Here is a 25,228-nt window from a genome sequence, read left to right on the forward strand (position 1 = left end):
GCCCGGTGGTAGTTATTTACAGCGCCCCTTGAGCCGCAGGCACCAAGGCGGCGCACTCGGCGCACCACGCACGCCCTCAAGCCCCGTACTGGTGCGCCAGCACGCCCAATCTTCGCGCAAAGCCCTGATACAGAGCCTTTTCTCCATCCCGGCACAGCCTTTGCTAAGACCTTCCCAGTGTTCAGATCAGCCCTCTAAAAATCAGATACCTGGAGATCGCACCATGAAGCGTCGTAGCTTGATCAAGGCTTTCACCCTGACCGCCTCTATCGCGGCCATGGGCATGACCTGGACGGTGCAAGCCGCCGAGACCATCAAGGTGGGGATTTTGCATTCGCTGTCCGGAACCATGGCGATCTCCGAAACGTCGCTTAAAGACATGGCGCTGATGACCATTGACGAAATCAATGCCAAAGGCGGCGTGAATGGCAAGATGCTCGAAGCGGTGGTCGTCGACCCTGCATCCAACTGGCCTCTGTTTGCCGAAAAGGGCCGGCAGTTGCTGACCCAGGACAAAGTGGCCGTGGTGTTCGGTTGCTGGACGTCGGTGTCACGCAAATCGGTGCTGCCGGTATTCGAAGAACTTAATGGCCTGCTGTTCTACCCGGTGCAATACGAAGGCGAAGAAATGTCGCCCAACGTGTTCTACACCGGTGCGGCGCCTAACCAGCAGGCCATTCCGGCCGTTGAGTACCTGATGAGCGAAGACGGCGGCAGTGCCAAGCGCTTTGTGCTGCTGGGCACCGACTACGTGTACCCGCGCACCACCAACAAGATCCTGCGCGCGTTCCTGCACTCCAAAGGCGTGGCCGACAAGGACATCGAAGAGGTCTACACCCCGTTTGGTCACAGCGATTACCAGACCATCGTGTCCAACATCAAAAAGTTCTCGGCAGGCGGCAAAACGGCGGTGATCTCCACGGTCAACGGCGACTCCAACGTGCCGTTCTATAAAGAACTGGCCAACCAGGGCCTGAAAGCCACCGACGTTCCGGTGATCGCGTTCTCGGTGGGTGAAGAGGAACTGCGCGGCATCGACACCAAACCGCTGGTGGGCAACCTGGCCGCCTGGAACTACTTCCAGTCGGTAGAGAACCCGGCCAACGATAAATTCGTCGCCGACTGGAAAGCCTACGCCAAGAAACACAACCTGCCGGGCGCCGACAAAGCCGTGACCAACGACCCGATGGAAGCCACCTACGTGGGCATTCACATGTGGGCCCAGGCCGCTGAAAAAGCCAAGTCCACTGACGTGGATAAAGTGCGCGAAGCCCTGGCCGGCCAGACCTTTGCCGCGCCGTCGGGCTACACCCTGACCATGGACAAGACCAACCACCACCTGCACAAGCCGGTGATGATCGGCGAGATCCAGCCTGACGGTCAGTTCAGCGTGGTGTGGCAAACCGAAGGCCCGATCCGTGCCCAGCCGTGGAGCCCTTATATTTCGGGCAACGACAAAAAACCGGACTACGCGGTGAAGGGTAACTAAGGCCAGCCTCATCGTTGTGCTTTTGTGGGAGCGGGCTTGCTCGCGATGCAATCAACACGGTTTCACTGAAAGACCGCGTTGCCTGAATCGCGAGCAAGCCCGCTCCCACAGGTGTGTTGAATTGCTTCTATCTGTGCAAGGCCATAACTATGCCCACTGCCCTTTACCGCGTTATCGTCGCGCTACTGCTGTTGCTGCCCCTGGCCGTACACGCCGATGACGCCAGGGATTTCGCTGCTGCCAACAATTCACAGCAGGCCACACTGCTGCAAAGCTGGGCCGCGCAACCCGCCCCTGCCCGCGTCGAACTGATCAACAGCCTGCAACAAGGTCAGCTCACGGTAGACGGCCAGACCAAAACCCTGCGCCTGAACAACCGTCTGCGCGGGCTGATCGACACCGCACTGGCCAGCCATCAGTTGCTTGCCAGCGATCCCAAGCTGCGCCTGAGTGCGGCGCAACACCTGCAAAAATCCGCAAGCCCTGCACAACTCTCATTCCTCGACCGGCAACTGGCTGGCGAAACCGACAGCGATGTACACACCGCCCTGAGTCTGGCACTGGCCAATCTGCAACTGGTCGACCCCGACCCTGCGGTGCGTCTGGCCGCCGTGCGCCTGCTCGGAGAAACCGGCGAACCGCTGGCCCGTACCCGTCTTGAAACCCTGCTGCAACCTGGCGTCGAAACCGATGCCACGGTACACACCGCCGCCGAAACCAGCCTGTCCCAGGTCAAGCGCAAACTGCTGATCGGCGACCTGCTGGGGCAGGCGTTCAGTGGTTTGTCCCTGGGTTCGATTCTGCTGTTGGCGGCGCTCGGACTGGCCATTACCTTCGGCCTGCTGGGCGTGATCAATATGGCCCACGGCGAGATGCTGATGCTCGGCGCCTATTCCACGTACTGCGTGCAGTTGCTGTTCCAGCGCTTTGCTCCTGGCGCCATCGAGTTCTACCCCTTGCTGGCATTGCCGGTCGCGTTCTTTGTCACCGCTGCCGTGGGCATGGTGCTGGAGCGCACGATCATTCGTCACCTCTACGGCCGTCCGCTGGAAACCCTGCTCGCCACCTGGGGCATCAGCCTGATCCTGATCCAGCTGGTACGCGTCCTGTTCGGTGCACAAAACGTTGAAGTGGCCAACCCGGCATGGCTGTCGGGCGGGCTGCAAGTGCTGCCCAACCTGGTCCTGCCGTACAACCGCCTGGTGATCATCGTCTTCGCATTGGCCGTAGTGGTACTGACCTGGCTGCTGCTGAACAAGACCCGTCTGGGCCTCAACGTTCGGGCCGTCACCCAGAACCGCAACATGGCCGCCTGCTGCGGCGTACCCACCGGGCGTGTAGACATGCTCGCCTTCGGCCTCGGCTCGGGGATTGCCGGGCTCGGCGGCGTGGCCTTGAGCCAGGTCGGCAACGTCGGCCCGGACCTGGGTCAGGGCTACATCATCGACTCGTTCCTGGTGGTGGTGCTGGGCGGTGTCGGGCAACTGGCGGGCACCGTTTACGCCGCCTTTGGCCTGGGCATCGCCAACAAGATTCTTGAACCACAGATCGGCGCCGTACTCGGCAAAATCCTGATCCTGGGGCTGATCATTCTGTTTATCCAGAAGCGTCCCCAGGGGCTCTTCGCGCTTAAAGGACGGGTGATCGACTGATGAATCAGCCTCTGATGGTCACTGCTGCACAAAAGGCCGGGCCAACGGTTACAACACTGGTAGGCGGTTTGGTCCTGCTGGTATTGCTGGCCTTGCCGATGCTCTCGCTGCTACCCGCCGACAGCCCGTTTCAGGTCTCGGCCTACACCCTCACGCTGGTGGGCAAGATCCTCTGCTACGCCATTGTCGCGCTGGCGCTGGATCTGGTCTGGGGCTACGCCGGGCTGCTGTCCCTGGGTCACGGCTTGTTCTTCGCCCTGGGTGGCTACGCGATGGGCATGTACCTGATGCGCCAGGCCTCGGGCGATGAATTGCCCGCCTTCATGACCTTTTTGTCATGGACTGAACTGCCCTGGTACTGGGTCGGCACTGAACACTTCTGGTGGGCCATGTGCCTGGTGGTACTGGCTCCCGGCTTGCTGGCACTGGTGTTCGGCTTTTTCGCCTTCCGCTCGCGAATCAAGGGCGTGTATTTCTCGATCATGACCCAGGCTCTGACCTTCGCCGGGATGCTGCTGTTTTTCCGCAACGAAACCGGGTTTGGCGGCAACAACGGCTTCACCAACTTTCGCAGCATTCTGGGCTTTGGCATCACCGAACCCGGTACCCGCGCCGCGTTGTTTTTCGCCACCGTACTGTTGCTGGTGGTCAGCCTGTTCCTCGGCTGGAAGCTGGCGCGCAGCAAGTTTGGCCGCGTACTGACCGCGCTGCGCGATGCGGAAAACCGCCTGATGTTCTGCGGCTACGACCCCCGTGGCTTCAAGCTGTTTGTGTGGGTGTTGAGCGCTGTGCTGTGCGGCCTGGCCGGGGCCTTGTATGTGCCGCAAGTCGGCATCATCAACCCCGGCGAAATGTCGCCGACCAACTCCATCGAAGCTGCCGTGTGGGTTGCCCTGGGTGGACGCGGCACCCTGATCGGCCCGCTGCTGGGTGCAGGCGTGGTCAACGGCATGAAAAGCTGGTTCACCGTGGCCTTCCCCGAATACTGGCTGTTCTTCCTGGGGGCGCTGTTCATCATCGTGACCCTGTACCTGCCCAAAGGCGTGATCGGCCTGTTGAAGAAAAAGGCCGACCAATGAGGAATGTCATGCTCGAACCTATCCTCGACCCCAACAAAGACGCGGGCAGCAGCCGTGACGCCATCAGCTTTGGCCAGCGCGTTGAACCGGGCCTGAACACCCGCCACGGCACCATCCTGACCCTGGAAGACATCAGCGTCAGCTTCGATGGCTTCAAGGCGCTGAACAATCTCAACCTGTACATCGGCGTTGGCGAATTGCGCTGCATCATCGGCCCCAATGGCGCCGGCAAGACCACCATGATGGACGTGATCACCGGCAAGACCCGGCCCAGCGAAGGGCAGGCCTGGTTCGGCGAAACCCTGGACCTGCGCCAGATGAGTGAAGTGCAGATTGCCCAGGCCGGGATCGGACGCAAGTTCCAGAAGCCCACGGTGTTCGAAGCCTTGAGCGTGTTTGAAAACCTGGAGCTGGCGCAAAAGACCGACAAGTCGGTGTGGGCCAGCCTGCGGGCAACGCTGAGCGGCGAGCAGAAGGACCGCATCGGCGAAGTGCTGCACACCATCCGTCTGAGCGGCTCGGCCCATCGACCTGCCGGGTTGTTGTCCCACGGCCAGAAGCAGTTTCTGGAAATCGGCATGCTGTTGGTGCAAGACCCGCAACTGTTGTTGCTGGACGAACCGGTGGCGGGCATGACCGACGCCGAAACCGAGTTCACCGCCGAGCTGTTCAAAAGCCTGGCGGGCAAACACTCGCTGATGGTGGTGGAGCACGACATGGGGTTTGTCGGCTCGATTGCCGATCATGTGACCGTGCTGCACCAAGGCAGCGTGTTGGCCGAGGGCTCGCTGGAACAGGTGCAGGCGAATGAGCGGGTCATCGAGGTGTATCTGGGCCGCTGAATGCCTGCCTTGGGTGGGAGCGGGCTTGCTCGCGAATCAGGCGACGCGCTCTGTCAGTCAATACGCGGTGATGCTATCGCGAGCAAGCCCGCTCCCACAGGGGCATGGGGAGATTTTGAATATGCTGGAAGTCCGGAAACTGCATCAGTACTACGGCGGCAGCCACATCCTGCGCGGCCTGTCGTTCGAGGTAAAAGTCGGCGAGGTCACTTGCCTGCTGGGCCGCAATGGCGTGGGTAAAACCACATTGCTCAAATGCCTGATGGGCTTGCTGCCGGTCAAGGAAGGCGATGTGCAGTGGGAGGGTAAAACCATTACCACGCTCAAACCCCACCAGCGGGTCCACTCCGGAATCGCTTACGTGCCCCAGGGCCGGGAGATTTTCGGGCGCCTGACGGTGGAGGAAAACCTGCTGATGGGCCTGTCGCGCTTCCCCGGTTCCGAGGCCAGGGAGGTTCCGGCGTTTATCTACGAGCTGTTCCCGGTATTGCTGCAAATGAAACATCGACGCGGCGGCGATTTGTCCGGCGGCCAACAGCAACAACTGGCCATTGGCCGCGCGCTGGCCAGCCGTCCGCGCTTGCTGATCCTCGATGAGCCGACTGAAGGCATCCAGCCTTCGGTGATCAAAGAGATCGGAGCGGTCATCAAAATGCTCGCCGCACGGGGGGACATGGCGATTTTGCTGGTGGAGCAGTTTTATGACTTTGCCGAAGAATTGGCCGACCAGTATCTGGTGATGTCACGGGGCGAAATCGTGCAGCAAGGTCGAGGTGAAAATATGCAAACAGAGGGTGTACGCGGGCTTGTAACGATTTAATCTGCGTCTCTATTTAAAGAAAAGTCCTACAAATGAACCTGTCCGCCAACACTGCATTGTTCACCCCCAGCTGGCATGCCGAGCTGGAGCTGGGCTATGGCCGTTTTGGCGATAGCACGCGCCCTACCCTGCGTCGTCATGTAGGCCCGTTGCGGGTGCAAAAGCACCTGTACGCCGAAGGGCCGCAGGTTTGCCAGCACATCATCGTCCATCCACCGGGCGGGATTGCCGGTGGCGATCAACTCAACATCAGTGCCAGCGTCGGCCCGGATGCCTGGGCTCAACTGACCAGCCCCGGCGCAGCCAAATGGTATCGCGCGGCCGGGCCGGCCTATCAGAACCTGACCTTAAAGGTCGCGTCCGGTGCAACCCTGGAATGGCTGCCCCAAGAAACCATCGTATTCAGTGCGGCCCAGGCCGAAATCACGACCCATATCGAACTTGAAGGCGATGGCCGGTTGTTTTACTGGGACATAGTGGCCTTGGGACGACTGGCCAGTGGCGAGCGTTTCGAGCACGGGCACTTCCAGTCGCGGCTAGATCTGCGCCGCGACGGCCAACTGCTCTGGCATGAGCGCCAGCGCATTGTGGGCGGCGACGGGCTGCTGGATTCGCCCATTGGCCTGGACGGCAACCCGGTGTTTGCCACGTTGCTGGTGACGGGCGAGATCAGCGCCCAATTACTGGAAACCTGTCGCTCGCTGCCCAATCCGGTGCGCGGCGACTTGACCCAGTTACCGGGTTTGCTGGTAGCCCGCTGCCTGGCGGGTGAAGCCTTGCAGGCACGGGCCTGGCTGATTGATTTATGGCGTCTGTTGCGTCCGGCGCTGCTGGGGCGAGAAGCGCTGGCCCCCAGGATCTGGAGTACTTGAGCCGCCCGCTCCCACACTCAACATTTTTAAACTGCCGAACACGGACCCGATCATGGACCTGACCCCTCGCGAAAAAGACAAGATGCTGATCTTCACCGCCGGCCTGCTGGCGGAACGTCGACTGGCCCGCGGCGTGATTCTCAACTATCCGGAAACCATCGCCTATATCTCTGCCGCCCTGCTCGAAGGCGCCCGCGATGGCCGCACCGTGGCTGAGCTGATGCACTACGGCACCACCCTGCTGACCCGCGATCAGGTGATGGAAGGCATCCCGGAAATGATCCCCGACATCCAGGTCGAAGCCACCTTCCCGGATGGCACCAAACTGGTCACCGTCCACCAACCCATCGCCTGAGGTCGCACCATGCCTTACGTTATTCGTGATGCTGTCCCGGCCGATCTGCCGGCGATTCGCGATATTTACAACGATGCGGTGCTCAATACCCTGGCCATCTGGAATGAGCAGACTGTCGATCTGGACAACCGCCAGCAATGGTTCAACGCCCGCCAGGCCCAGGGTTATCCGGTTCTGGTGATCGTCGACGACGCCAATATCGCCCTGGGTTATGCCTCGTTTGGCGACTGGCGCCCGTTTGAAGGGTTCCGTCACACGGTCGAGCATTCGGTGTATGTCCACCCCGAACAACGGGGTAAACGCCTCGGTCCGCACTTGTTGAGCGAGTTGATCAAGCGTGCCCGGGCCTGTGACAAACACGTGATGGTTGCGGCCATTGAGAGCGCCAATGCGGCCTCGATCCACGTGCACAAACAACTGGGCTTTGTCACGAGCGGGCGCATGCCACAGGTGGGGATAAAATTCGGCCGCTGGCTCGACCTGACCTTTATGCAACTGATGCTCAACCCCGGCGCATTGCCACCCAAGGAACGTGCTCAATGAACATCGAACAGGTGGTGCGTGTCACGGCGCAGAGTTTTGCCCACTATCGTGAAGACTTGATTGTGCTGCTGCTCGACGCCGTCAAACATGGCGCATCAGTGGGCTTCATGAACGACCTTGACCAGCCCCAGGCCATCCGCTATTTCAACGAGGTTCATGCCCAGTTGGAGCAAGGCAACCTGCTGCTATGGGTCTTGGTTGAAGACCAGCGCGTACTGGCCAGTGTGCAACTGATCTTGTGCCAAAAGGCCAACGGCCTGAACCGCGCCGAAGTCCAAAAGTTGCTCGTGATCAACGAAGCGCGGCGGCGCGGGCTGGGCCAGGTGTTGATTCACGCACTGGAACAAGGTGCGCGGGAGCTCAAGCGGGGCTTGCTGCATTTGGACACCGAAGCGGGCTCCCCCGCCGAGAATTTCTACAGCGCCCTGGGTTATACCCGTGTTGGCGAATTGCCCAACTACTGCCAAAGCCCCAACGGCCATTACAGCCCGACCGCCATCTACTTCAAAACCTTGAGTGAACCGCAATGATTCCGGGCCAATACCACATTGAAGCTGGCGAGATCGAACTGAACGTGGGCCGCCGCACCCTGAGCCTGAGCGTGTCGAACCGTGGCGACCGTCCGATTCAGGTCGGTTCGCACTACCACTTTTACGAAACCAACGACGCCCTGATCTTTGACCGTGGTGACAGCCGCGGCATGCGCCTGAACATCCCGGCGGGCACGGCGGTGCGATTCGAGCCGGGGCAAACCCGTGAAGTGGAACTGGTGGAACTGGCCGGGCTGCGCCGGGTGTTCGGCTTTGCCGGGCGGGTGATGGGCAATCTGGATTGAACCGCCCCCGTGGGAGCGAGCCTGCTCGCGAAGCTCCCGGGAGCAACACAATTACCCCATGAATTCGCGAGCAGGCTCGCTCCCACAGGGCTCGAACCAAATTTTAGGAACTCACCATGAAAATATCCCGTCAGGCCTACGCCGACATGTTCGGCCCCACCGTGGGTGACAAGGTTCGTTTGGCCGATACCGAGCTGTGGATCGAGGTCGAGCAGGACTTCACCACCTACGGCGAAGAAGTGAAGTTTGGCGGCGGCAAAGTGATTCGTGACGGTATGGGCCAAAGCCAGTTGCTCGCCAGCGAGGTGGTCGACACCCTGATCACCAACGCGCTGATCATCGATCACTGGGGCATCGTCAAGGCCGATGTGGGCCTCAAGAACGGTCGCATCCACGCCATCGGCAAAGCCGGCAACCCGGATATCCAGCCCAATGTGACCATTGCCATCGGCGCCAGCACCGAAGTGATCGCCGGCGAAGGCATGATCCTCACGGCAGGCGGCATCGACACCCATATCCACTTCATCTGCCCGCAGCAGATCGAAGAAGCACTGAACAGTGGCGTGACGACCATGATCGGCGGCGGCACCGGCCCGGCCACCGGCACCAATGCCACGACCTGTACGCCAGGCCCGTGGCATATGGCGCGCATGCTGCAGGCCGCCGATTCGTTCCCAATGAACATGGGCTTTACCGGCAAGGGTAACGCCAGCCTGCCACAGCCGCTGATTGAGCAGGTGGAAGCCGGGGCCATCGGCCTCAAGCTGCACGAAGACTGGGGCACCACCCCGGCGTCCATCGACAACTGCCTGAATGTAGCCGACCGCTATGACGTGCAAGTCGCAATCCACAGCGACACCCTGAATGAATCGGGCTTCGTCGAAACCACCCTGGCCGCGTTCAAGGGCCGCACGATTCACACTTATCACACCGAAGGTGCCGGTGGCGGCCATGCGCCGGACATCATCAAGGCCTGCGGCCTGGTCAATGTGCTGCCCAGCTCCACCAATCCGACCCGGCCCTTTACCCGCAACACCATCGACGAACACCTCGACATGTTGATGGTGTGCCATCACCTGGACCCGAGCATTGCCGAGGATGTGGCCTTCGCCGAAAGCCGTATCCGCCGCGAAACCATTGCCGCCGAAGACATCCTCCATGATCTGGGCGCGTTCTCGATGATCAGCTCCGACAGCCAGGCCATGGGCCGTGTGGGCGAAGTCATCACCCGCACATGGCAGACTGCCGACAAAATGAAGAAGCAACGCGGCCCGCTGCCCGAAGATAGCCCGGGCAACGATAACTTCCGCGCCAAACGTTATATCGCCAAGTACACCATCAACCCGGCCATCACCCACGGCGTGAGCCATGAAGTGGGGTCGATCGAGGTGGGCAAGTGGGCCGACCTGGTGCTGTGGCGCCCGGCATTTTTTGGGGTCAAGCCGACGCTGATCCTCAAGGGCGGCGCGATTGCCGCCAGCCTGATGGGCGATGCCAACGCCTCCATCCCCACCCCGCAACCCGTGCATTACCGCCCGATGTTCGCAAGCTACGGGGGCTCGCGCCATGCCACCTGCCTGACCTTTATCAGCCAGGCCGCCTTTGACGCAGGCGTACCCGAAGCGCTGGGTTTGCAAAAGCAAATCGCGGTGGTCAAAGGCTGTCGCGATGTGCAAAAAACCGACCTGATTCATAACGGTTATTTGCCCAAGATCGAAGTCGACCCCCAGACCTATCAGGTCAAGGCCGACGGTGTGTTGCTGTGGTGTGAACCGGCTGATGTGTTGCCGATGGCACAGCGCTACTTTTTATTCTGATGCGCTGCGTTTGCAAGGGATTGGCGGTTGTATTGAAAAGCTGCGTTTGACGTTAAGATGCGTCACCTTCCAATACAGCCGCTCTTGCAGCGAGGTTTGTGGCCATGCGCCTATCTGAATTCATCGTGCACAATGTTGATCGTATCGTCGATGAATGGGAGCAGTTTGCCGAAACCATCACACCGGCTGCCGATTCCATGACCAGCCTGGCGTTGCGCGACCATGCCAAAGAGATCCTGCTGGCCGCATCGCGGGACATGGACACCGCGCAAACGGCCAGCGAGCAGCAGGCCAAGGCCGAGGGTGAGGGGCCCGAAACAAGCCCCGCTCTGGACGAAGCCGCCGCCAGCCACGGCGAACTGCGCCATACCGTGGGTTTTGATCTGGTACAGATGACTTCGGAGTTCCGTCATTTGCGCGCCTGCGTGATCCGCCTGTGGGTGGCCAGCATCGACTCTCCGGCCCTCTCGCACATGCAGGACATGATCCGCTTCAACGAGGCCATCGATCAGGCGCTGGCCGAATCAACGGCGGCCTACGCCGAACAGGTCAATCGCTCCCGGGACATCTTCCTCGCCATCCTTGGCCATGACCTGCGCGCACCGTTGCAGGCGGTGAGCATGTCCACTGAAATGCTGGAGCGCAAAGCACGGCTCGACGCCGATGCGTTGACCTATGTGCTGGCGATCAAAAATGGCACCCGCCACATGGGCTCGATGGTCAATGACCTGCTGGAGTTTGTGCGCAGCCGTCTGGGCAGCAATCTACCGATCGAACCCCTGGCCATGGACCTGGCCGTCGCCTGTCAGGCGGCGCTCGATGAAGCCTGTGCAGGTCAACCGGACCGTGCACCGAGCTTGCAGGTTGAGGGCGACGTGCAAGGCCATTGGGACCCGCGCAGGCTGGGGCAGCTGCTTCAGAACCTGATCGGCAATGCACTGCAGCACGGTGCCCGCAAAGGTAACGTGACGCTGACCCTGAGTGGGGACATGAGCAACGTGACCTTGCGCATCCACAACCTTGGCCTGCCCATTGCCCAGGACGCCATAGGCACCCTGTTCGACCCGCTGGTACGCAGCCCGAGCGAAGACATCACCCAGCCGGGAACGTCGACCAGCCTTGGGCTTGGCCTGTTTATCATCAAGGAAGTGGTGGACGCCCATAAAGGCAGCATCGAAGTGACCTCAAGCGAAGCCGACGGCACGACGTTTACCGTGGTGCTGCCAAGAAACGCCTGAGCCATCTGCAAACGCCCTCTGTGGGAGCGGGCTTGCTCGCGATGCAGTCGCCGCGGTTCAACAGGAACACCGCGCCGATACCATCACAGGCAAGCCAGCTCCCACAAAGCCTGTGGGCATGCTTCATTTATTGCGTCACAAAGCGCCCCAACTGCTGCTTGAGCCGCTGATTTTCGGCCCGCAGTTGCTGCACTTCTTCGAGCAGGTCCAGCGCCAGGGCGACGCCTTCCCACTCTATTTGCAGATCATCACGCAGCTTGGCCGCACGCCTGGCGATGGCCAGTTCGTAGTCTTCAAAACGCCACACGTCAGGCGTGCGGCCCTGAGGTTCGATAATTCCGTGTTCGACAATCTCTATCACGTAAGTGGCCGGGATATTGGCCTCTTCGCAGAACCTTTCCATGTCCAGCTGAACGATCAGGGTGCTGCTCATGATCAGTTACTCCATTGTTCTCTCGGATCAAATGCTGCTTTGTCGGCGAGTTCTTGCCACAGTGCTTTAGTGGCCTCGTCGGTATGCTTGGGCATGACCACTTTCAATTGGGCATACAAATCACCACGCTGGCCTTGCTTGTCCGCCAAGCCGTGGCCCTTGATCCGCATGCGCTGACCGCTCTGACTGTCAGGGCGAATAGTCATCATCACCTTGCTGGTCAGGGTTGGTATCGCCACCTTGGTACCCAGCGCAGCTTCCCACGGGGCCAATGGCACCGTGATTACCAGGTCATGGCCTTCGACATCGAACTTGGGGTGCGGCGCAAAACGGATGATCAGGTACAGATCACCATTGGCTCCACCGCCCATGCCCGGCGCGCCCTGCCCTTTAAGGCGGATACGCTCGCCGTCGGTCACACCGGCAGGAATTTTCACACTCAGGGTCTTGCTGGTATCGCCGATCTGGAAGCTGATCTGCTTCGACTCACCAGACAGGGTTTCTTCAAGAAAAATCGGCAATTCCATTTCTACATCCTGCCCGCGACGGCCCGCACTGCGGCCCGACTGCCCACCAAATCCATTACCGCGCGAACCGAAGATCGAGCTGAAAAAGTCTGAAAAATCGCCGTTGTTCTCGAAACCACCACTGGAATGACCCTGCCAGCCTGGCGGCCCCTGGAATGGCTGACCATGCTGACCGTATTTACGAATCTCATCGTATTCGGCGCGTTTTTCGGCACTTTTCAGTGCTTCATACGCTTCGTTGACGTCCTTGAACTTGCTCTCGGCGTCCTTTTCCTTGCTCACATCCGGGTGATATTTGCGCGCCAGCTTGCGATAGGCGGTCTTGATCGCCTTGTCGTCGGCCGTGGGCTCAACACCCAGGATCTTGTAATAGTCTTTGAAGTCCATGTAAGGATCACCATCCGTTATCAATATCGCGCTGTTCCAGACCACCCAGAATGCTCTGGTTGACCGGCCTGTCAATTGACCGGTCTCAATCGTGTGACGGAACGCCGCTGCAAAAGTTTATCGGCAGCCTACGGGCTTCACTCAGTCGCCTGACAACTACCAAACCAATGTCTGGAAGTTTGGGGGTGAAGGATAGTCTTTCAAGTGGATTAAAACCTGCGAATTAGCGAATCGTCGCCCTTCGATTCTTCGACGGTCTGACATACACTGCGCGGCCGTTTTTTAACCGGAACACGAAAGACATGAAAAGCGCCTCTCCAGCCCGTGCCTGCGGCATCGACTTCGGCACGTCCAACTCCACCGTCGGCTGGCTTCGTCCAGGCGTGGAAACCCTCATCGCGCTGGAGGACGACAAGATCACCCTGCCCTCAGTGGTGTTCTTCAATATTGAAGAGCGCCGCCCGGTGTATGGCCGTCTGGCGCTGCATGAGTATCTGGAAGGCTACGAAGGCCGCCTGATGCGCTCGCTCAAGAGCCTGCTGGGTTCCAAGCTGATCAAGCACGACACCAGCGTCCTGGGGACGGCAATGCCGTTCAAGGACTTGCTGGGGCTGTTCATCGCGCAGCTCAAAAAGCGCGCTGAGGCGACCGCCGGTCGAGAATTTGAAGAAGTGGTGCTGGGTCGCCCGGTTTTTTTCGTCGATGACGATCCCCTGGCGGACCAGGAAGCCGAAAACACCCTGACCGACGTGGCTCGTGCCATCGGTTTCAAAGAAGTGTCTTTCCAGTACGAACCGATCGCAGCGGCATTCGATTACGAGTCCACTATCGAACGCGAAGAGCTGGTACTGATCGTCGACATCGGCGGTGGTACGTCCGACTTCTCGCTGGTGCGCCTGTCGCCAGAGCGTCGTGGCATGGACAACCGCCAGGACGACATCCTCGCCACCGGTGGTGTACACGTGGGCGGGACCGATTTCGACAAACAGCTGAGCCTGCAAGGCGTGATGCCGCTCTTCGGCTACGGTAGCCGCATGAAAAGCGGCGCCTATATGCCTACTAGCCATCACATGAATCTGGCGACCTGGCACACCATCAACTCGGTGTATTCGCAAAAATCCCAGCTGGCGCTGGGCAGCATGCGCTACGACATCGAAGACACCGGCGGCATCGACCGGCTGTTCAAGCTGATTGAACAGCGTGCCGGTCACTGGCTGGCGATGGAAATCGAAGAAACCAAGATCCAGCTGACCCATAACGACAGCCGCCACTTGCCGCTGGACCGGGTTGAAGCGGGACTGAGCGTTGACCTGAGCCGTGGGCTGTTCGAAGCGGCCATCGACAATCAGCTGGAACGTATCCGCAACAGCGTGACCCACTTGCTAACCAGCGCAGGCGTAGGTGTCGAGCAGGTCGACACGGTGTTCTTCACCGGCGGTTCGAGCGGCATTCCTGCATTGCGCCAGAGCGTTGCCGCCATGTTGCCCAATGCCCGTCATGTTGAAGGCAATATTTTCGGCAGCATCGGCAGCGGTTTGGCGATTGAGGCTAAAAAGCGTTACGGCTAATCCCGTAATACTCATTCCCCCGTAGCAGCTGCCGAAGGAGCGAGGCTGCGTTCGGCGGCGTAGCCGTCGTAAAATCAGATCACGCGGTTTACAGATAAACCGCGCGTTCAGGATTTGCGTTAAACCAACCCCACCTGCTTCAACTCGCTTTTCAAATATGCGTAATAAATCGGTCCGGCCACCACACCCGGCAGGCCGAACGCTGCCTCAAATACCAGCATCGCGAGCAACAACTCCCACGATTTGGCGCTGATCTGCCCACCCACAATTCTGGCGTTAAGAAAGTATTCCAGCTTGTGGATAACGATCAGGTAGCCCAACGCACCCACCGCCACCCATATCGACAGTGACAAGCCAACAATGGTGATGAGCGTGTTGGAGATCAGGTTACCGATCACCGGCAACAAGCCCAGCAGGAAGGTCAGTACGATCAGGGTTTTGGTCAGCGGCAAGTGAACGCCCATCAGCGGCAGGATCACGGCCAGGAAAATCCCGGTAAACGCGGTGTTGAGCAGCGCAATCTTGATTTGCGCAAACACGATATTGCGAAACGCCTGTACCAGCAGGTGCAGTCGCTCGAACAGCGCGGCAGACAGCGGCTTGCGACGGCTGATATCAGGAATGGTCTGCAAGGCCATGATTGCCCCCAGCACCATGCCGATCAGCAGGGTCACGAACATGTGCGCCGCGTCTTTGCCCACCAGTTGCAGATCGCTGAGATGCTTGTTCATCCACTGCCCGATGGCCACCCGGAACTCAGCAGCGCTGGCAGGCAGGTAACTGTCCAGAAACGGCGGCAATTGACCCCGTGCCCGATCGACCACGGCCATGAACTTGTTCAGTGAAGCGCCTGGATTTTCGGCTTCATGCAGCAAAAAGCTGATGGCTCCGGCAAAAATCAGCGCCAGCACGCTGACAATCAGCGTCCCCAGCAATGCGACCGCCAGCCAGCGCGCACGGCGCCCGGCAATCAGACGCTGCAGTTGGGGGGTGAGCATGTTGACCAGTTCGAACACCAACAACCCAGCCAGCAGGCTGGGCAACAAACGCAACGGGAAAACCAGTAGCAGGCCGCCAGCAATGATGATGTAGCTGGCCAACACGATGTGACGCTGGGAAAACGATGGCATACAGCCTCAAAACTGACAGCGTGAAAGGAAAGGCAGTCTGCCAGCCTTCGGCGGGGAGCACTAGAATTTGTGACCGGCGAGTGCTGAAGCCACACCTCAATGCCCCTGTGGGAGCGAGCCTGCTCGCGAATGATCTTCGCAAGCAGGCTTGCTTCCACAGTTGAAGTGTCTCGTCAGCAGCGACAAGAGCCCGCTTTATTTTTTCTTCAGGCACTCGCTCATAAAGGCTTTGCGCGCATCACCCTTGAGTTCCTGGGTACCGGCGGTGGCGTTGCAGGTTTTCATTTTTTCTTGCTGCGTGGCCGGTTTCGCCTTGAGGCAGGTGCTCATAAAGGCTTTGCGCTCATCCCCCTTAAGGGCTTTGGCACTCGCGTCAGCGTTGCAGGTAGTCATTTTGTTTTGTTGGGCAGTGGCCGCAAAACCCTGGGAGCACAGCAGCAGACCTATCAGCAGCAGAGGAACACGCAGCATCTTCATGGAGTTTTCTCTTTGTTGACGCGCCACGTTTCAGCGCGGGTAAATGCAGTGTAGACAAACCTAGTTACAACACTGACTCACCACTTCAAAGATGACGTGCCTGGCGCCGATACTGCTCTGGCGTACACCCGGCCTGGCGCGCAAACATCGCGATAAACGCCGATGAGGTGCTGTAGCCCAGATCAAAGCCCACCTCCTGCACGCTACGCGAGGACTCCAGCGCCTCGATCGCCGCCAGAAAGCGCAGACGCTGACGCCACTCACCAAAGCTCATGCCCAGTTCGCGCACAAACAGCCGCGCCAGGGTGCGCTCGCTGACATGCACCTGCTGCGCCCACTGGCCCAGCGGCCGGTTATCGCCGGGGGACAGTTGCAGCGCCTCCAGCACCAGTAACAAGCCAGGATGGCTGGCATAGGGCAAGAAACACTGATGCATCGGCGCCTGACGCAATTGGTCGACCAGCACCTGCGCCAGTCGAACATCCGCCTCGCTCTGGGGGATATTGATATCGCGGCGGGCGAAATCACTGAGGATTGCCTTGAGAATATCGCTGATGGCCAGGGTGACCGGGGTGGTCGGCAGGTGCTGGCAGTGAACCGCATCCAGATACACCGAACGGTAAACAATGGCCTGCGCATTGCTGGCGCTGTGCTCGGTGTTGGGCGGGATCCAGACCGCGTATTGGGGCGGCGACATAAAGCGCCGACCGTCGACTTCAAAGCGCATAACCCCGTGGGCCACGTAGTCCAGCGAGCCCCAGGCATGGACATGGGGTACGGCATGGCTGTGGGCCTGAAACTCGGCGTAGCGAAAGTAAACCGGTGCAGGCAAGCCGTCGAACTCGGGGACGCTGATCAGATTCTTGCGCATGCTGTCTGGATTCGGTGTGAGATTGGCCGGATCGCAGTATAGGCTTGCAGACAGACAGGCGGATAATCGTCGCTCATTGAATGTATGGTTGTCCTGATGCAATACGCTTACCCGCTACTGGCCATTTTTATCTGGGCCGGCAATACCGTAATCAACAAGTTGGCGGTCGGGGCGATCTTTCCGTCCGAGATCGGTTTCTACCGCTGGCTGCTGGCCGGTCTGCTGTTTACTCCCTTCATGCTCAAACCGGTCATGGCCAACTGGCCGGTCATCCGCCCGAACCTGGGCAAGATCTTCGTCCTTGGCGTGCTTGGCATGGCGATTTACCAAAGCCTGGCCTACTACGCGGCGGCCAGGACCTCAGCTACCAACATGGGCATTATCCTGTCGCTGATGCCATTGATGGTACTTGCGATGTCCATCATCAGCCTGGGCCAGCGCCTGACGGCCGGAGCATTGGTGGGCGCCATCGTGTCATTTGTCGGGGTGCTGGTGGTGGTGTCGAGCGGCAGCCTCAGGGCTTTGCTCGATCACGGCCTGAACCTGGGCGACGCGATGATGCTGGTCGCGACGCTGGCCTATGCGATTTACAGCACGCTGCTGAAGAAATGGCAGTTGCGCCTGCCGCCGCTGCAAATGCTGTACCTGCAAGTCCTCGTGGCAATTGTGGTGTTATTCCCGCTGTACCTGGCCTCCCCCAAGGTGGGCCCGACCGTTCACAACATGGGGCTGGTGCTCTACGCCTGTGTGCTGGCGTCGATGATCGCGCCCTTGGCCTGGATGAAAGCCGTGGCCACCCTGGGTCCGAGCCGCACCACGCTGTTTTTCAATCTGCTGCCGCTGATTACGGCATTGATTGCTGCCGTGGTATTGAAGGAACAGTTGCATGCCTACCACCTGATGGGTGGCGCGCTGACTCTGGGCGGGGTGATTTTGTCCGAACGCTGGACTACGCCACTTCGCAAAGCCTGACAGCTCTGTCTCAACCTGTAGATACTCTGTTGCCAACCGGCCTGTTTAGAGAAATGTGCTTCGCTAAACAGGTCCGCCTGTAGGCCGCCTCGGCGGGCCGTTGATCTTGTTTTTGCACTGGTTTTTGATCTGCCTGCCCTTCGGGAGGCCGAGCGCAGGTTCTGCGTAGTGGGTCGACCGGCATGGATGCCGGGAGAGCCGTGTTGGGCCATGGATGGCCCGTCACGGCGTGCCCACGGAGCGGGACCGGAGTGAGGGACACCTGAGCGCAGCGAGGGCCGTACGCTGGGGCAAGGCCTTTTTGGTGGGCCTGTCTCCCTGCAGCGGACGCCTCGCCCAGGCTCGGTGGTTCCCTCACTCCGGCACTGTCATGGGCATTCGCGTCGTCTGGACATTCGTGTGGCTCCAGCAAAAGCAAAATGCATCGCAGGCGTCACAGAACCCTACGAAAAACGGTTTAGCGCCAACATACAAGCCGCTGCCGCAGGCTGCGATGGGCAGCGCAGCGGCCCGCTTTGGCATTCAAAGCAAAGGCCTTGCGGTGGCAGCGGCTACATCCGTTCTGCAGGGCTTATTTCACCGTTTTCGGCACTTTGCCCTGCTGCATTTGCTGCAGCAGAGGCGCGCACTGGTTGGGTTCGCCGCCGCTCGGCGCAACCAATGCCAGCAGCCCCGCCGCCGGACCGGCAATCACGCCCAGCGCCACCATACCGGCACCACGCAACAGCAGCGGTACGGCTTGCACACCCGCCGACGGGTTGGCAAAGGTGCCGCGTACATACAGCGGTGAACGCAGCGAGAACAATCGCAGGCCCTTGGACTCAGGGGTGATTTTCAAGTCGAGCTGTTCGGTGGCGAAATTGACCGTACCGTCGATGTAGATAATCGCGTTCTCGGTATCGAACACAAACAACCGGGTGCTGGCCAGACCACTCTTGATTCCAAAGTCTGCTGCGGCGCAGTTGATTTTGACGTCTTCGTCGCCAAAAATTTTGCCCACTACATAGTTGCCCACATTCAAACCGGCTATTTCCATCAGGCTGCGGCTGATGGCGCCGTCATTGATGATCATCTTCAAATCACCATTGGCGGTGCCCAACAACTTGGCCACCGAGTTGCCGGTCCCGGCAATCGTGGCATCGCCATTGAGCTCACCGAAGCTGGTTTTCATCGGTTCAAAGGTGGGAAACAGCTGCTTGAGCTTGAAGTTGCGCGCGGTCAATTTGGCGCTGCCCTTTAACGGCGTAGTACGGCCATTGAGACGAATCTGCGCATCCAGCTTGCCGCCCGCCACGCCAAAGCGCAGCGGTTCGAGGCTCAGTTCGCCGTTATCGAGCACCAGATGGGTGAAGAGGTCGGTAAACGGCAACTCGGCGCTCTGCACGATGCGCTTGCCGGTGAGTTCGACATCGGCGTCCATGTCGCGCCAGCGCTCGGTGCGGAACTCCTCGACCGGCAGCACTTTACCCGCAGGCTGTTTGCTTTCGCCGCCACGGGCCTTTTGCTCGGTGTTGGAGTCGGCGCCAATCAGCGGTGCCAGGTCAGCCATCAGCAGTTGGTTGGACACCAGCTTGCCGGACAACTTGGGCCGCGGCTGACTGGCCACGTATTTCAGGTCGCCGTGAATATCACTGCTACCGATTTTGCCGTTGAAGTTTTCATAGCTGAAGGTCGCGCCCCCTGGCTCTCGCAACGCGGCGATCAAATGACCGTCGGTCGAGTAGGGCGGCGAATCCGGCAAGGTCACGCCGGTCAACGGATAGAGGTTGCTCAGGCTGGTTCCGGCCAACTTCAGGCGCAGGTTCAGCGCGCCCAGATTCAGTGGATCGGTCAGGGTCCCGGCGAGCGCCACGCGGGTGTCGGCAATGCTGACCTGTGCTTGCAGCGGGAAGGGTCTGGTCGAGTCTTGCAACGCCAGCAGGCCGCCAATCTTGCCCGTGCCGTTGAGCTTTTGGTCGTGGTACTGACCTTTGACCTTGAGGGCGAAGGCATAGTCCTGCGCCTGGCTGCCTTTTTCCAGAGTCTTTTTGGCGTCTGCTTCGCCGACGATTTCGCTAAAAGGGATAGGTTTGCCCAACGGATCGATCAGCACATCCAGGCGGGCTTTGAGGGTTTGGTCATTAAGCGTGACATGCCCCTTGTCGAAACCGATGGCGCCTATATCAACCGTCCAGGCTGACGGCTCTGCGTTCGGGTCCTTGGGGTCGAACGTAAAATTCCAGTTCGCCCGGCCATCCGTCAGACGCTCAAGGTGGGCGCTGGGCTGCGTCAGGTTGATACGCGGGATATCCACCGTCCGGGTCAGCAGTGCCAGGGGCGAGAGGCGCAGCTCAACTTTTTTGAGGCTGGCCATTTGCGGAGTTTTCAACCACTCGGGGTTACCCAGGGTCAGGTCGTGGGCAATGACATGGGGCCAGGGCACCCAGGCGCGCCAGCCGCCCTCGTCCTCTTCGCGCTGCCAGCGCACGGCCAGATCACCGTTGATGGCAAACGGGCGATGAAGGATTTCGGACACTTGGGTGTTGATGGTCGGCTTGATGCGGTTCCAGTCGAAGGTAGCGAGGATTGCCACCAGCACAGCCACCAGCAAGACGAAAATTGCGCCTATCCAGGCAAGGGTTTTACGGGTGCGCGTCATGTCACGGCTCCTTGATTACGACTGAACGTCCCAGTTACGACGCCTCTAAATGTACGACTGGCAAAGACGACTCAAGGTTTAACCCCGGTACGACTTTCGTGTAAAAAACCTCGGAAGCCTCAGGCTAGAGCCCCCGAATCTGAACAATCAATTCTGTCGATTATCACCATTGCCCGTATGAACTTTGATATCCGGTAGCCAAGCGTAGCATTGCCACAACACCTACTTAGTTGCACTGCTACGGAGCACACACCATGAAACGCCCATTACTGCTTGGCCTGACCCTTTCACTTTTCGCCGTCAACGCTTTTGCCCTGCCAGCCGACGACGAGCCAACCCCAATGGTACAACCTGCATCGAGCACGTTGAGCCAACCCCTCAACCCGGTGGCTGAAGATGGCGCGCAACGTACTCTGGATCAGCAAAATCGCGTCGCTGAAGATGGCTACGATCGCACCCCAAGCAATCAGTTTGTCGCCGAAGGTGGCGCTGAACGCCTGGCCGAGCGCAATCAACGTGCGAGCTAATGTTTTCGTAGCAGCTGGCGAAGGCTGCGTCCGGTTGCGAAGCAATCGTAGGTCCTGAGAACCCGGTTTACCTGATACATCTCAGCGTCTGACTTTGCGATGGCTACGCCATCGGACGCAGCCTGCGGCAGCTGCTACGAGAATATTGATACCTTCACCGTTCGACGTCATCAAAGCCGATTTGCTAGAGTGCGCCGCTGTACTTGTCTGGAATACCAGCCCCGATGCTGCCTCGCGCCGAACAGAAGCAACAAACCCGCCTTGCGCTGATGGATGCTGCCCGCCACTTGATGGAGTCGGGTCGCGGCTTTGGCAGCCTGAGCCTGCGCGAAGTCGCAAAAACGGCTGGCATCGTGCCTACCGGTTTTTATCGACATTTCAGCGACATGGATCAACTGGGCCTGGCATTGGTCAGTGAAGTCGGCCAAACCTTTCGCGAAACCATTCGCCTGGTGCGTCACAACGAACTGTTCATGGGCGGTGTGATCAACGCGTCGGTGCGCATCTTTCTCGACGTGGTGGAGGCCAATCGCTCGCAGTTTCTATTTTTGGCCCGCGAGCAGTACGGCGGTTCCCAACCGGTTCGCCAGGCCATTGGCGCACTGCGTGAAGACATCACCTCGGATCTGGCAGCAGACTTGGGCTCCAAGCCAAAACTGCAGCACCTGGACCATGCCGGCCTGACCGTGATCGCCGATCTGGTGGTCAAAAGCGTGTTTGCCGCCCTGCCCGATGTGATCGATCCGCCCGCGGACACCCTGCCCGACCATCTGCAACCCCAGGCCAAAATCAGTCAGCAACTGCGCTTTATCTTTATCGGGCTCAAGCACTGGAAAGGTCTGGGCAGCACTGAATAATCGCTAGCGCACTTTATTAGTGCGCCACTGCGTCCGCTGCGCACCCCTTTAGAACACCCTCAACTCCCTGCACCTTTTTTGGGCCTGTATTTGCGCCCTGCACCCGGGTTGGCAAGCCCCTTGCTCTGGCCTAGGTATTGTCCATTGCAGGAAGCCTTCCGATGTTGGTGATTCATCGCAGAATCCAGGCCCACCCCGTGTGGAGTGCCGAGTTACACCTCAACTTCGAAGCCCGAAGCAAAAGTCGCCTGCGCTGCTTCAGCAGCGGTGGCGAAGACGTCGGCCTGTTTCTTGATCGCGGCCAGCCCCCGTTGAATGACGGTGAATTTCTCCAGGCCCAGGACGGGCGAATCGTGCGCGTATGCGCCAGCGCCGAGAAACTGTTGCATGTCACCTGTCGTAATGCCTTTGAATTGACCCGTGCCGCCTATCACCTGGGCAATCGCCACGTCGCCCTGCAGGTCGGTGATGGCTGGTTGCGCCTGCTGGACGACTATGTGCTCAAGGCCATGCTGGAGCAGCTGGGTGCACACACCGAGGCCATTGAAGCGCCGTTTCAACCGGAACACGGCGCCTATGGCGGCGGTCACCATCACTCCCGTGCGGGTGAAGAAGACTTCAACTACGCCCCGCGCCTGCATCAATTTGGCGTGCGCCTGTGAATCCGGCCTGGGCGCTGTTGCGTTTGGCCAGTCCGCAACTGCCCATCGGCGGCTACAGCTATTCCCAGGGGCTGGAAATGGCCGTCGAAAATGGCCGCGTGGCTGACCCTGAGACAGCAACGCGCTGGATCAGCGATCAACTGCTGCTCAACCTGGCCCGCTTCGAAGCACCTTTGTTACTCGCCCACTGCCAGGCGGCAGCCGATCAGGACTGGAGCACGTTGCAGCGGTTGTGCGATGAACATCGCGCCAGCCGTGAAACCCGCGAACTGCATCAGGAAAGCCGGCAAATGGGCTATTCCTTGCAACAGTTGCTCAACGGCTTGCCGGAACTGGACGAGCCCTCTCGGTTGTTTCTCGCACAGCAATGCGAGCCACATCTGGCACTCGGCTGGGCATTGGCCTCCCGCGCTTGGGGCATCAGCCCTGCAGACGCACTGGCCGCCTGGCTCTGGAGCTGGCTGGAAAACCAATTGGCGGTGCTGATGAAAACCTTGCCCCTGGGCCAGCAAGCGGCCCAGCGCATGACCAGTCAGTTGTCGCCCACCTTGCAGCAGGCACAGCAACACGCCAGCACCATCGCCTTATCCCACTTGGGCAGCGCCGCTTTCGGCCTGTCGTTGGCGAGCATGGCCCACGAGCGCCAGTACAGCCGCCTGTTTCGTTCCTAGGAGAATGTAATGAACACACAGCCTTTGCGTGTTGGCATCGGTGGCCCGGTGGGCTCCGGCAAAACCGCGCTTACCCTGGCCCTGTGCCTGGCGTTGCGCGAAAAGTACAACCTGGCTGTCGTCACCAACGACATCTACACCCGTGAAGATGCCGACTTTCTGGTGCGCAACGAAGCATTGGCCCCGGAGCGCATTATCGGGGTTGAAACCGGCGGTTGCCCGCACACGGCGATTCGTGAAGATGCGTCGATCAATCTGGAAGCCGTGGATCAGTTGAACCGTCGTTTTCCAGGGCTGGATTTGATCCTGGTGGAATCGGGTGGGGATAACTTGTCGGCCACCTTCAGCCCGGAACTGTCCGACCTGACGATCTACGTGATCGACGTGTCTGCCGGGGATAAATTACCGCGCAAGGGAGGGCCGGGGATCTGTAAATCGGACTTGCTGGTGATCAACAAGATCGATCTGGCGCCACTGGTGGGCGCATCGCTGGAGCTGATGGACAGCGACACGCGGCGGATGCGCGGTGAGAAGCCGTTTGTATTCAGCAACCAAAAGACCGGACTTGGCCTGGATGCCATCGTGGCGTTTATCGAGCGTCAGGGGTTGTTGATTTAACCTGTGGGAGCGAGCCTGCTCGCGATGGGAACGATGCGGTACTTCAGGCAAACCGCAGTGATGCCATCGCGAGCAGGCTCGCTCCCACATTCCCGACCCCACATCAGAGTTGAGATCATCCAGCGAATCACGGTGTATCATGTCGCGCAAACGCCCCAGCCGTGACGACGCCCGCCGATGCCTGATGTAGCCAGCTCCGACTTCCCGCATGAACTGACCGCCACGTTTGCGGCCGTTCAGCAGCATTTTCGCCAGGTCATTGTGCCGCTCTGGCAAGGCCCCGGCTGGAATGCCGAACTGGCGCTGCCCTTCGAGGCGCTCAGCCCCGAGCATCGGCCGTTGCCACCTCAGCGCTATCGCGCCATGGCCTGCGCGCGGCAACTGTATCTGTTCGCCAGCTTGATCGATGACCCGGCGTTCCCCGACGCCGCTGAACGCGCCGCGGCGCTGTTCCGCTCGCTGCACCAGCATTTTCACGACGCCGAACACGGTGGCTGGTTCTATAGCATCGACCCTGACGGCGCGCCGCTGGATCAACGCAAAGACCTCTACACCCACGCCTTTATCATCTTCGCCTGCGCCCATTACTGGGCCAAAGTGCGCGAACCACTGGTGGAGTCGGCGCTCAATGGGGCGCTGGAAGTGGTGGCCGAGCGTTTCAGTGATGGTAGCGGTCTGTACGAGGCCAGCCTGGATCGCGACTGGTCGTCACTGAATACCGGCCCCCTGCAAAACCCGTTGATGCACTTGGCTGAAGCATTTTTGGCCACCCTGTCGGTGCGCGACGATGCACCGGTGCATGGCGCTCTGCTCGCACTGGCCGATGCCATGCAGCAGCGTTTTATCGAGCCTGTGCATAACGTCATGCTCGAAAAACCGCGCGGGGCTGTGGATAACTGGTTTGAGCCGGGCCATCAGTTTGAGTGGTACTTTTTGCTGGAATCTTCGCCACTGCTGCGCCAGACACCGCTGCACGGGTCACTGGATCGTGCTTTCGGCTTTGCCGAGCAGGTGGGCGTCGACCCGCAGAGCGGTGCGGTCTGCGGCATGCTGGCTCCTGATGGCAGCCTGCGCGATGGCACCCAGCGCATCTGGGCGCAAGCCGAGTACCTGCGCGCCCTGACCTTGCGCCCGGACAGCCAGCCACGTCTGCAACGCCAGCTCCTGGCGCTGCAACAGCAGTTTTTACATGCCGGTGGCTGGTATGAATGTCGGGATGACGCGGGAAATGTCAGCCGCGAAGACATGCCGTCAACCACGCCGTATCACCTGGCGACGTGCTACAGCGGGTTGGCGCAGTATTTCGGTTGACGCTTTTGCCCTCCCCTTCTCCCGGAGGGAGAGGGGG

General features: G+C 59.8%; 26 protein-coding genes. 20 read left to right on the plus strand and 6 right to left on the minus strand.

Going from position 1 to position 25,228, the window contains the following annotated elements:
• Positions 1 to 223 precede the first annotated feature (223 nt).
• The 12 genes from urtA to RGV06_RS12180 all read left to right on the plus strand — a co-directional run bounded on the left by urtA (position 224) and on the right by RGV06_RS12180 (position 11,542).
• A complete protein-coding gene (gene urtA, locus RGV06_RS12125) occupies positions 224 to 1,489 on the plus strand; it encodes an urea ABC transporter substrate-binding protein (protein ID WP_019826834.1) in 1,266 nt (421 codons plus the stop codon).
• A gap of 149 nt (positions 1,490 to 1,638) precedes the next feature.
• On the plus strand, positions 1,639 to 3,141 hold the full coding sequence (gene urtB / locus RGV06_RS12130; protein ID WP_322150092.1) for an urea ABC transporter permease subunit UrtB: 1,503 nt from the start codon (positions 1,639 to 1,641) through the stop codon (positions 3,139 to 3,141).
• A complete protein-coding gene (urtC, locus tag RGV06_RS12135) occupies positions 3,141 to 4,220 on the plus strand; it encodes an urea ABC transporter permease subunit UrtC (protein ID WP_322150093.1) in 1,080 nt (359 codons plus the stop codon). The genes urtB and urtC overlap by 1 nt, the downstream gene beginning before the upstream one ends.
• Positions 4,217 to 5,062 carry an urea ABC transporter ATP-binding protein UrtD gene (urtD, locus tag RGV06_RS12140; RefSeq protein ID WP_322150095.1) on the plus strand — a complete coding sequence of 282 codons (846 nt, stop codon included), beginning with the start codon at positions 4,217 to 4,219 and terminating at the stop codon, positions 5,060 to 5,062. The genes urtC and urtD overlap by 4 nt, the downstream gene beginning before the upstream one ends.
• A 121-nt stretch (positions 5,063 to 5,183) precedes the next feature.
• A complete protein-coding gene (gene urtE / locus RGV06_RS12145) occupies positions 5,184 to 5,882 on the plus strand; it encodes an urea ABC transporter ATP-binding subunit UrtE (protein WP_019826826.1) in 699 nt (232 codons plus the stop codon).
• Positions 5,883 to 5,914: 32 nt separating this feature from the next.
• Complete coding sequence (locus RGV06_RS12150) at positions 5,915 to 6,754, plus strand: urease accessory protein UreD (RefSeq protein WP_322150096.1); 840 nt, start codon at positions 5,915 to 5,917, stop codon at positions 6,752 to 6,754.
• 52 nt (positions 6,755 to 6,806) lie between these two features.
• Positions 6,807 to 7,109 carry an urease subunit gamma gene (gene ureA, locus RGV06_RS12155; RefSeq protein WP_016783355.1) on the plus strand — a complete coding sequence of 101 codons (303 nt, stop codon included), beginning with the start codon at positions 6,807 to 6,809 and terminating at the stop codon, positions 7,107 to 7,109.
• Between the two features lie 9 nt (positions 7,110 to 7,118).
• Positions 7,119 to 7,652 (plus strand): GNAT family N-acetyltransferase, encoded by a 534-nt coding sequence (locus RGV06_RS12160; RefSeq protein ID WP_019826821.1) that lies wholly within the window; start codon positions 7,119 to 7,121, stop codon positions 7,650 to 7,652.
• Entirely contained in the window at positions 7,649 to 8,182 is a 534-nt protein-coding gene (locus RGV06_RS12165) for a GNAT family N-acetyltransferase (RefSeq protein ID WP_019826819.1), read from the plus strand. The genes RGV06_RS12160 and RGV06_RS12165 overlap by 4 nt, the downstream gene beginning before the upstream one ends.
• Positions 8,179 to 8,487, plus strand: a complete 309-nt coding sequence (locus RGV06_RS12170) for an urease subunit beta (RefSeq protein WP_019826818.1) — start codon at positions 8,179 to 8,181, stop codon at positions 8,485 to 8,487. The genes RGV06_RS12165 and RGV06_RS12170 overlap by 4 nt, the downstream gene beginning before the upstream one ends.
• A gap of 116 nt (positions 8,488 to 8,603) precedes the next feature.
• Positions 8,604 to 10,304, plus strand: a complete 1,701-nt coding sequence (ureC, locus tag RGV06_RS12175; RefSeq protein ID WP_322150097.1) for an urease subunit alpha — start codon at positions 8,604 to 8,606, stop codon at positions 10,302 to 10,304.
• A 104-nt stretch (positions 10,305 to 10,408) separates the two neighbouring features.
• Entirely contained in the window at positions 10,409 to 11,542 is a 1,134-nt protein-coding gene (locus tag RGV06_RS12180) for a sensor histidine kinase (protein ID WP_019826814.1), read from the plus strand.
• A gap of 127 nt (positions 11,543 to 11,669) precedes the next feature.
• Here RGV06_RS12180 and RGV06_RS12185 read toward each other — a convergent pair whose 3' ends face one another.
• Complete coding sequence (locus tag RGV06_RS12185; RefSeq protein ID WP_019826812.1) at positions 11,670 to 11,975, minus strand: chaperone modulator CbpM; 306 nt, start codon at positions 11,973 to 11,975, stop codon at positions 11,670 to 11,672.
• Between the two features lie 2 nt (positions 11,976 to 11,977).
• A complete protein-coding gene (cbpA, locus tag RGV06_RS12190; protein ID WP_019826810.1) occupies positions 11,978 to 12,889 on the minus strand; it encodes a curved DNA-binding protein in 912 nt (303 codons plus the stop codon).
• A 302-nt stretch (positions 12,890 to 13,191) separates the two neighbouring features.
• Here cbpA and RGV06_RS12195 point away from each other — a divergent pair, with 302 nt between their 5' ends.
• Positions 13,192 to 14,457: an Hsp70 family protein gene (locus RGV06_RS12195; protein ID WP_019826808.1), complete on the plus strand. Its 1,266-nt coding sequence runs from the start codon at positions 13,192 to 13,194 to the stop codon at positions 14,455 to 14,457.
• 119 nt (positions 14,458 to 14,576) lie between these two features.
• On the opposite strand, the gene RGV06_RS12200 is transcribed toward RGV06_RS12195, so the two are convergent.
• The 3 genes from RGV06_RS12200 to RGV06_RS12210 all read right to left on the minus strand — a co-directional run bounded on the left by RGV06_RS12200 (position 14,577) and on the right by RGV06_RS12210 (position 16,935).
• Complete coding sequence (locus RGV06_RS12200) at positions 14,577 to 15,587, minus strand: AI-2E family transporter (RefSeq protein ID WP_019826807.1); 1,011 nt, start codon at positions 15,585 to 15,587, stop codon at positions 14,577 to 14,579.
• A gap of 195 nt (positions 15,588 to 15,782) precedes the next feature.
• Positions 15,783 to 16,064: a PsiF family protein gene (locus RGV06_RS12205; protein WP_046810036.1), complete on the minus strand. Its 282-nt coding sequence runs from the start codon at positions 16,062 to 16,064 to the stop codon at positions 15,783 to 15,785.
• 85 nt (positions 16,065 to 16,149) lie between these two features.
• On the minus strand, positions 16,150 to 16,935 hold the full coding sequence (locus RGV06_RS12210) for an AraC family transcriptional regulator (RefSeq protein ID WP_048352213.1): 786 nt from the start codon (positions 16,933 to 16,935) through the stop codon (positions 16,150 to 16,152).
• Between the two features lie 96 nt (positions 16,936 to 17,031).
• Between RGV06_RS12210 and RGV06_RS12215 the strand changes: the two genes are divergently transcribed.
• Positions 17,032 to 17,907 carry a DMT family transporter gene (locus tag RGV06_RS12215; protein WP_322150099.1) on the plus strand — a complete coding sequence of 292 codons (876 nt, stop codon included), beginning with the start codon at positions 17,032 to 17,034 and terminating at the stop codon, positions 17,905 to 17,907.
• A 571-nt stretch (positions 17,908 to 18,478) separates the two neighbouring features.
• Here the strand turns inward: RGV06_RS12215 and RGV06_RS12220 are convergent.
• Entirely contained in the window at positions 18,479 to 20,545 is a 2,067-nt protein-coding gene (locus RGV06_RS12220; protein WP_322150100.1) for an AsmA family protein, read from the minus strand.
• Between the two features lie 254 nt (positions 20,546 to 20,799).
• Between RGV06_RS12220 and RGV06_RS12225 the strand changes: the two genes are divergently transcribed.
• The 6 genes from RGV06_RS12225 (at position 20,800) to RGV06_RS12250 (ending at position 25,191) form a co-directional block, all read left to right on the plus strand.
• On the plus strand, positions 20,800 to 21,072 hold the full coding sequence (locus RGV06_RS12225; protein ID WP_019826183.1) for a hypothetical protein: 273 nt from the start codon (positions 20,800 to 20,802) through the stop codon (positions 21,070 to 21,072).
• Between the two features lie 224 nt (positions 21,073 to 21,296).
• The gene (locus RGV06_RS12230) at positions 21,297 to 21,929 is read left to right on the plus strand and encodes a TetR family transcriptional regulator (protein WP_046809184.1); all 633 of its coding nucleotides are present in this window, start codon (positions 21,297 to 21,299) and stop codon (positions 21,927 to 21,929) included.
• A 161-nt stretch (positions 21,930 to 22,090) separates the two neighbouring features.
• The gene (ureE, locus tag RGV06_RS12235) at positions 22,091 to 22,591 is read left to right on the plus strand and encodes an urease accessory protein UreE (protein ID WP_019826186.1); all 501 of its coding nucleotides are present in this window, start codon (positions 22,091 to 22,093) and stop codon (positions 22,589 to 22,591) included.
• Positions 22,588 to 23,262 carry an urease accessory protein UreF gene (locus tag RGV06_RS12240; protein ID WP_322150101.1) on the plus strand — a complete coding sequence of 225 codons (675 nt, stop codon included), beginning with the start codon at positions 22,588 to 22,590 and terminating at the stop codon, positions 23,260 to 23,262. The genes ureE and RGV06_RS12240 overlap by 4 nt, the downstream gene beginning before the upstream one ends.
• A gap of 9 nt (positions 23,263 to 23,271) precedes the next feature.
• Positions 23,272 to 23,880, plus strand: coding sequence for an urease accessory protein UreG (gene ureG / locus RGV06_RS12245; protein WP_019826189.1), 609 nt, complete (start codon positions 23,272 to 23,274; stop codon positions 23,878 to 23,880).
• Positions 23,881 to 24,057: 177 nt separating this feature from the next.
• Complete coding sequence (locus RGV06_RS12250; RefSeq protein ID WP_019826190.1) at positions 24,058 to 25,191, plus strand: AGE family epimerase/isomerase; 1,134 nt, start codon at positions 24,058 to 24,060, stop codon at positions 25,189 to 25,191.
• The last annotated feature ends 37 nt before the right edge of the window (positions 25,192 to 25,228 follow it).

The sequence above is a fragment of the Pseudomonas sp. CCI3.1 genome, from assembly GCF_034313985.1.
In the GTDB taxonomy this organism is placed as follows: domain Bacteria; phylum Pseudomonadota; class Gammaproteobacteria; order Pseudomonadales; family Pseudomonadaceae; genus Aquipseudomonas; species Aquipseudomonas psychrophila.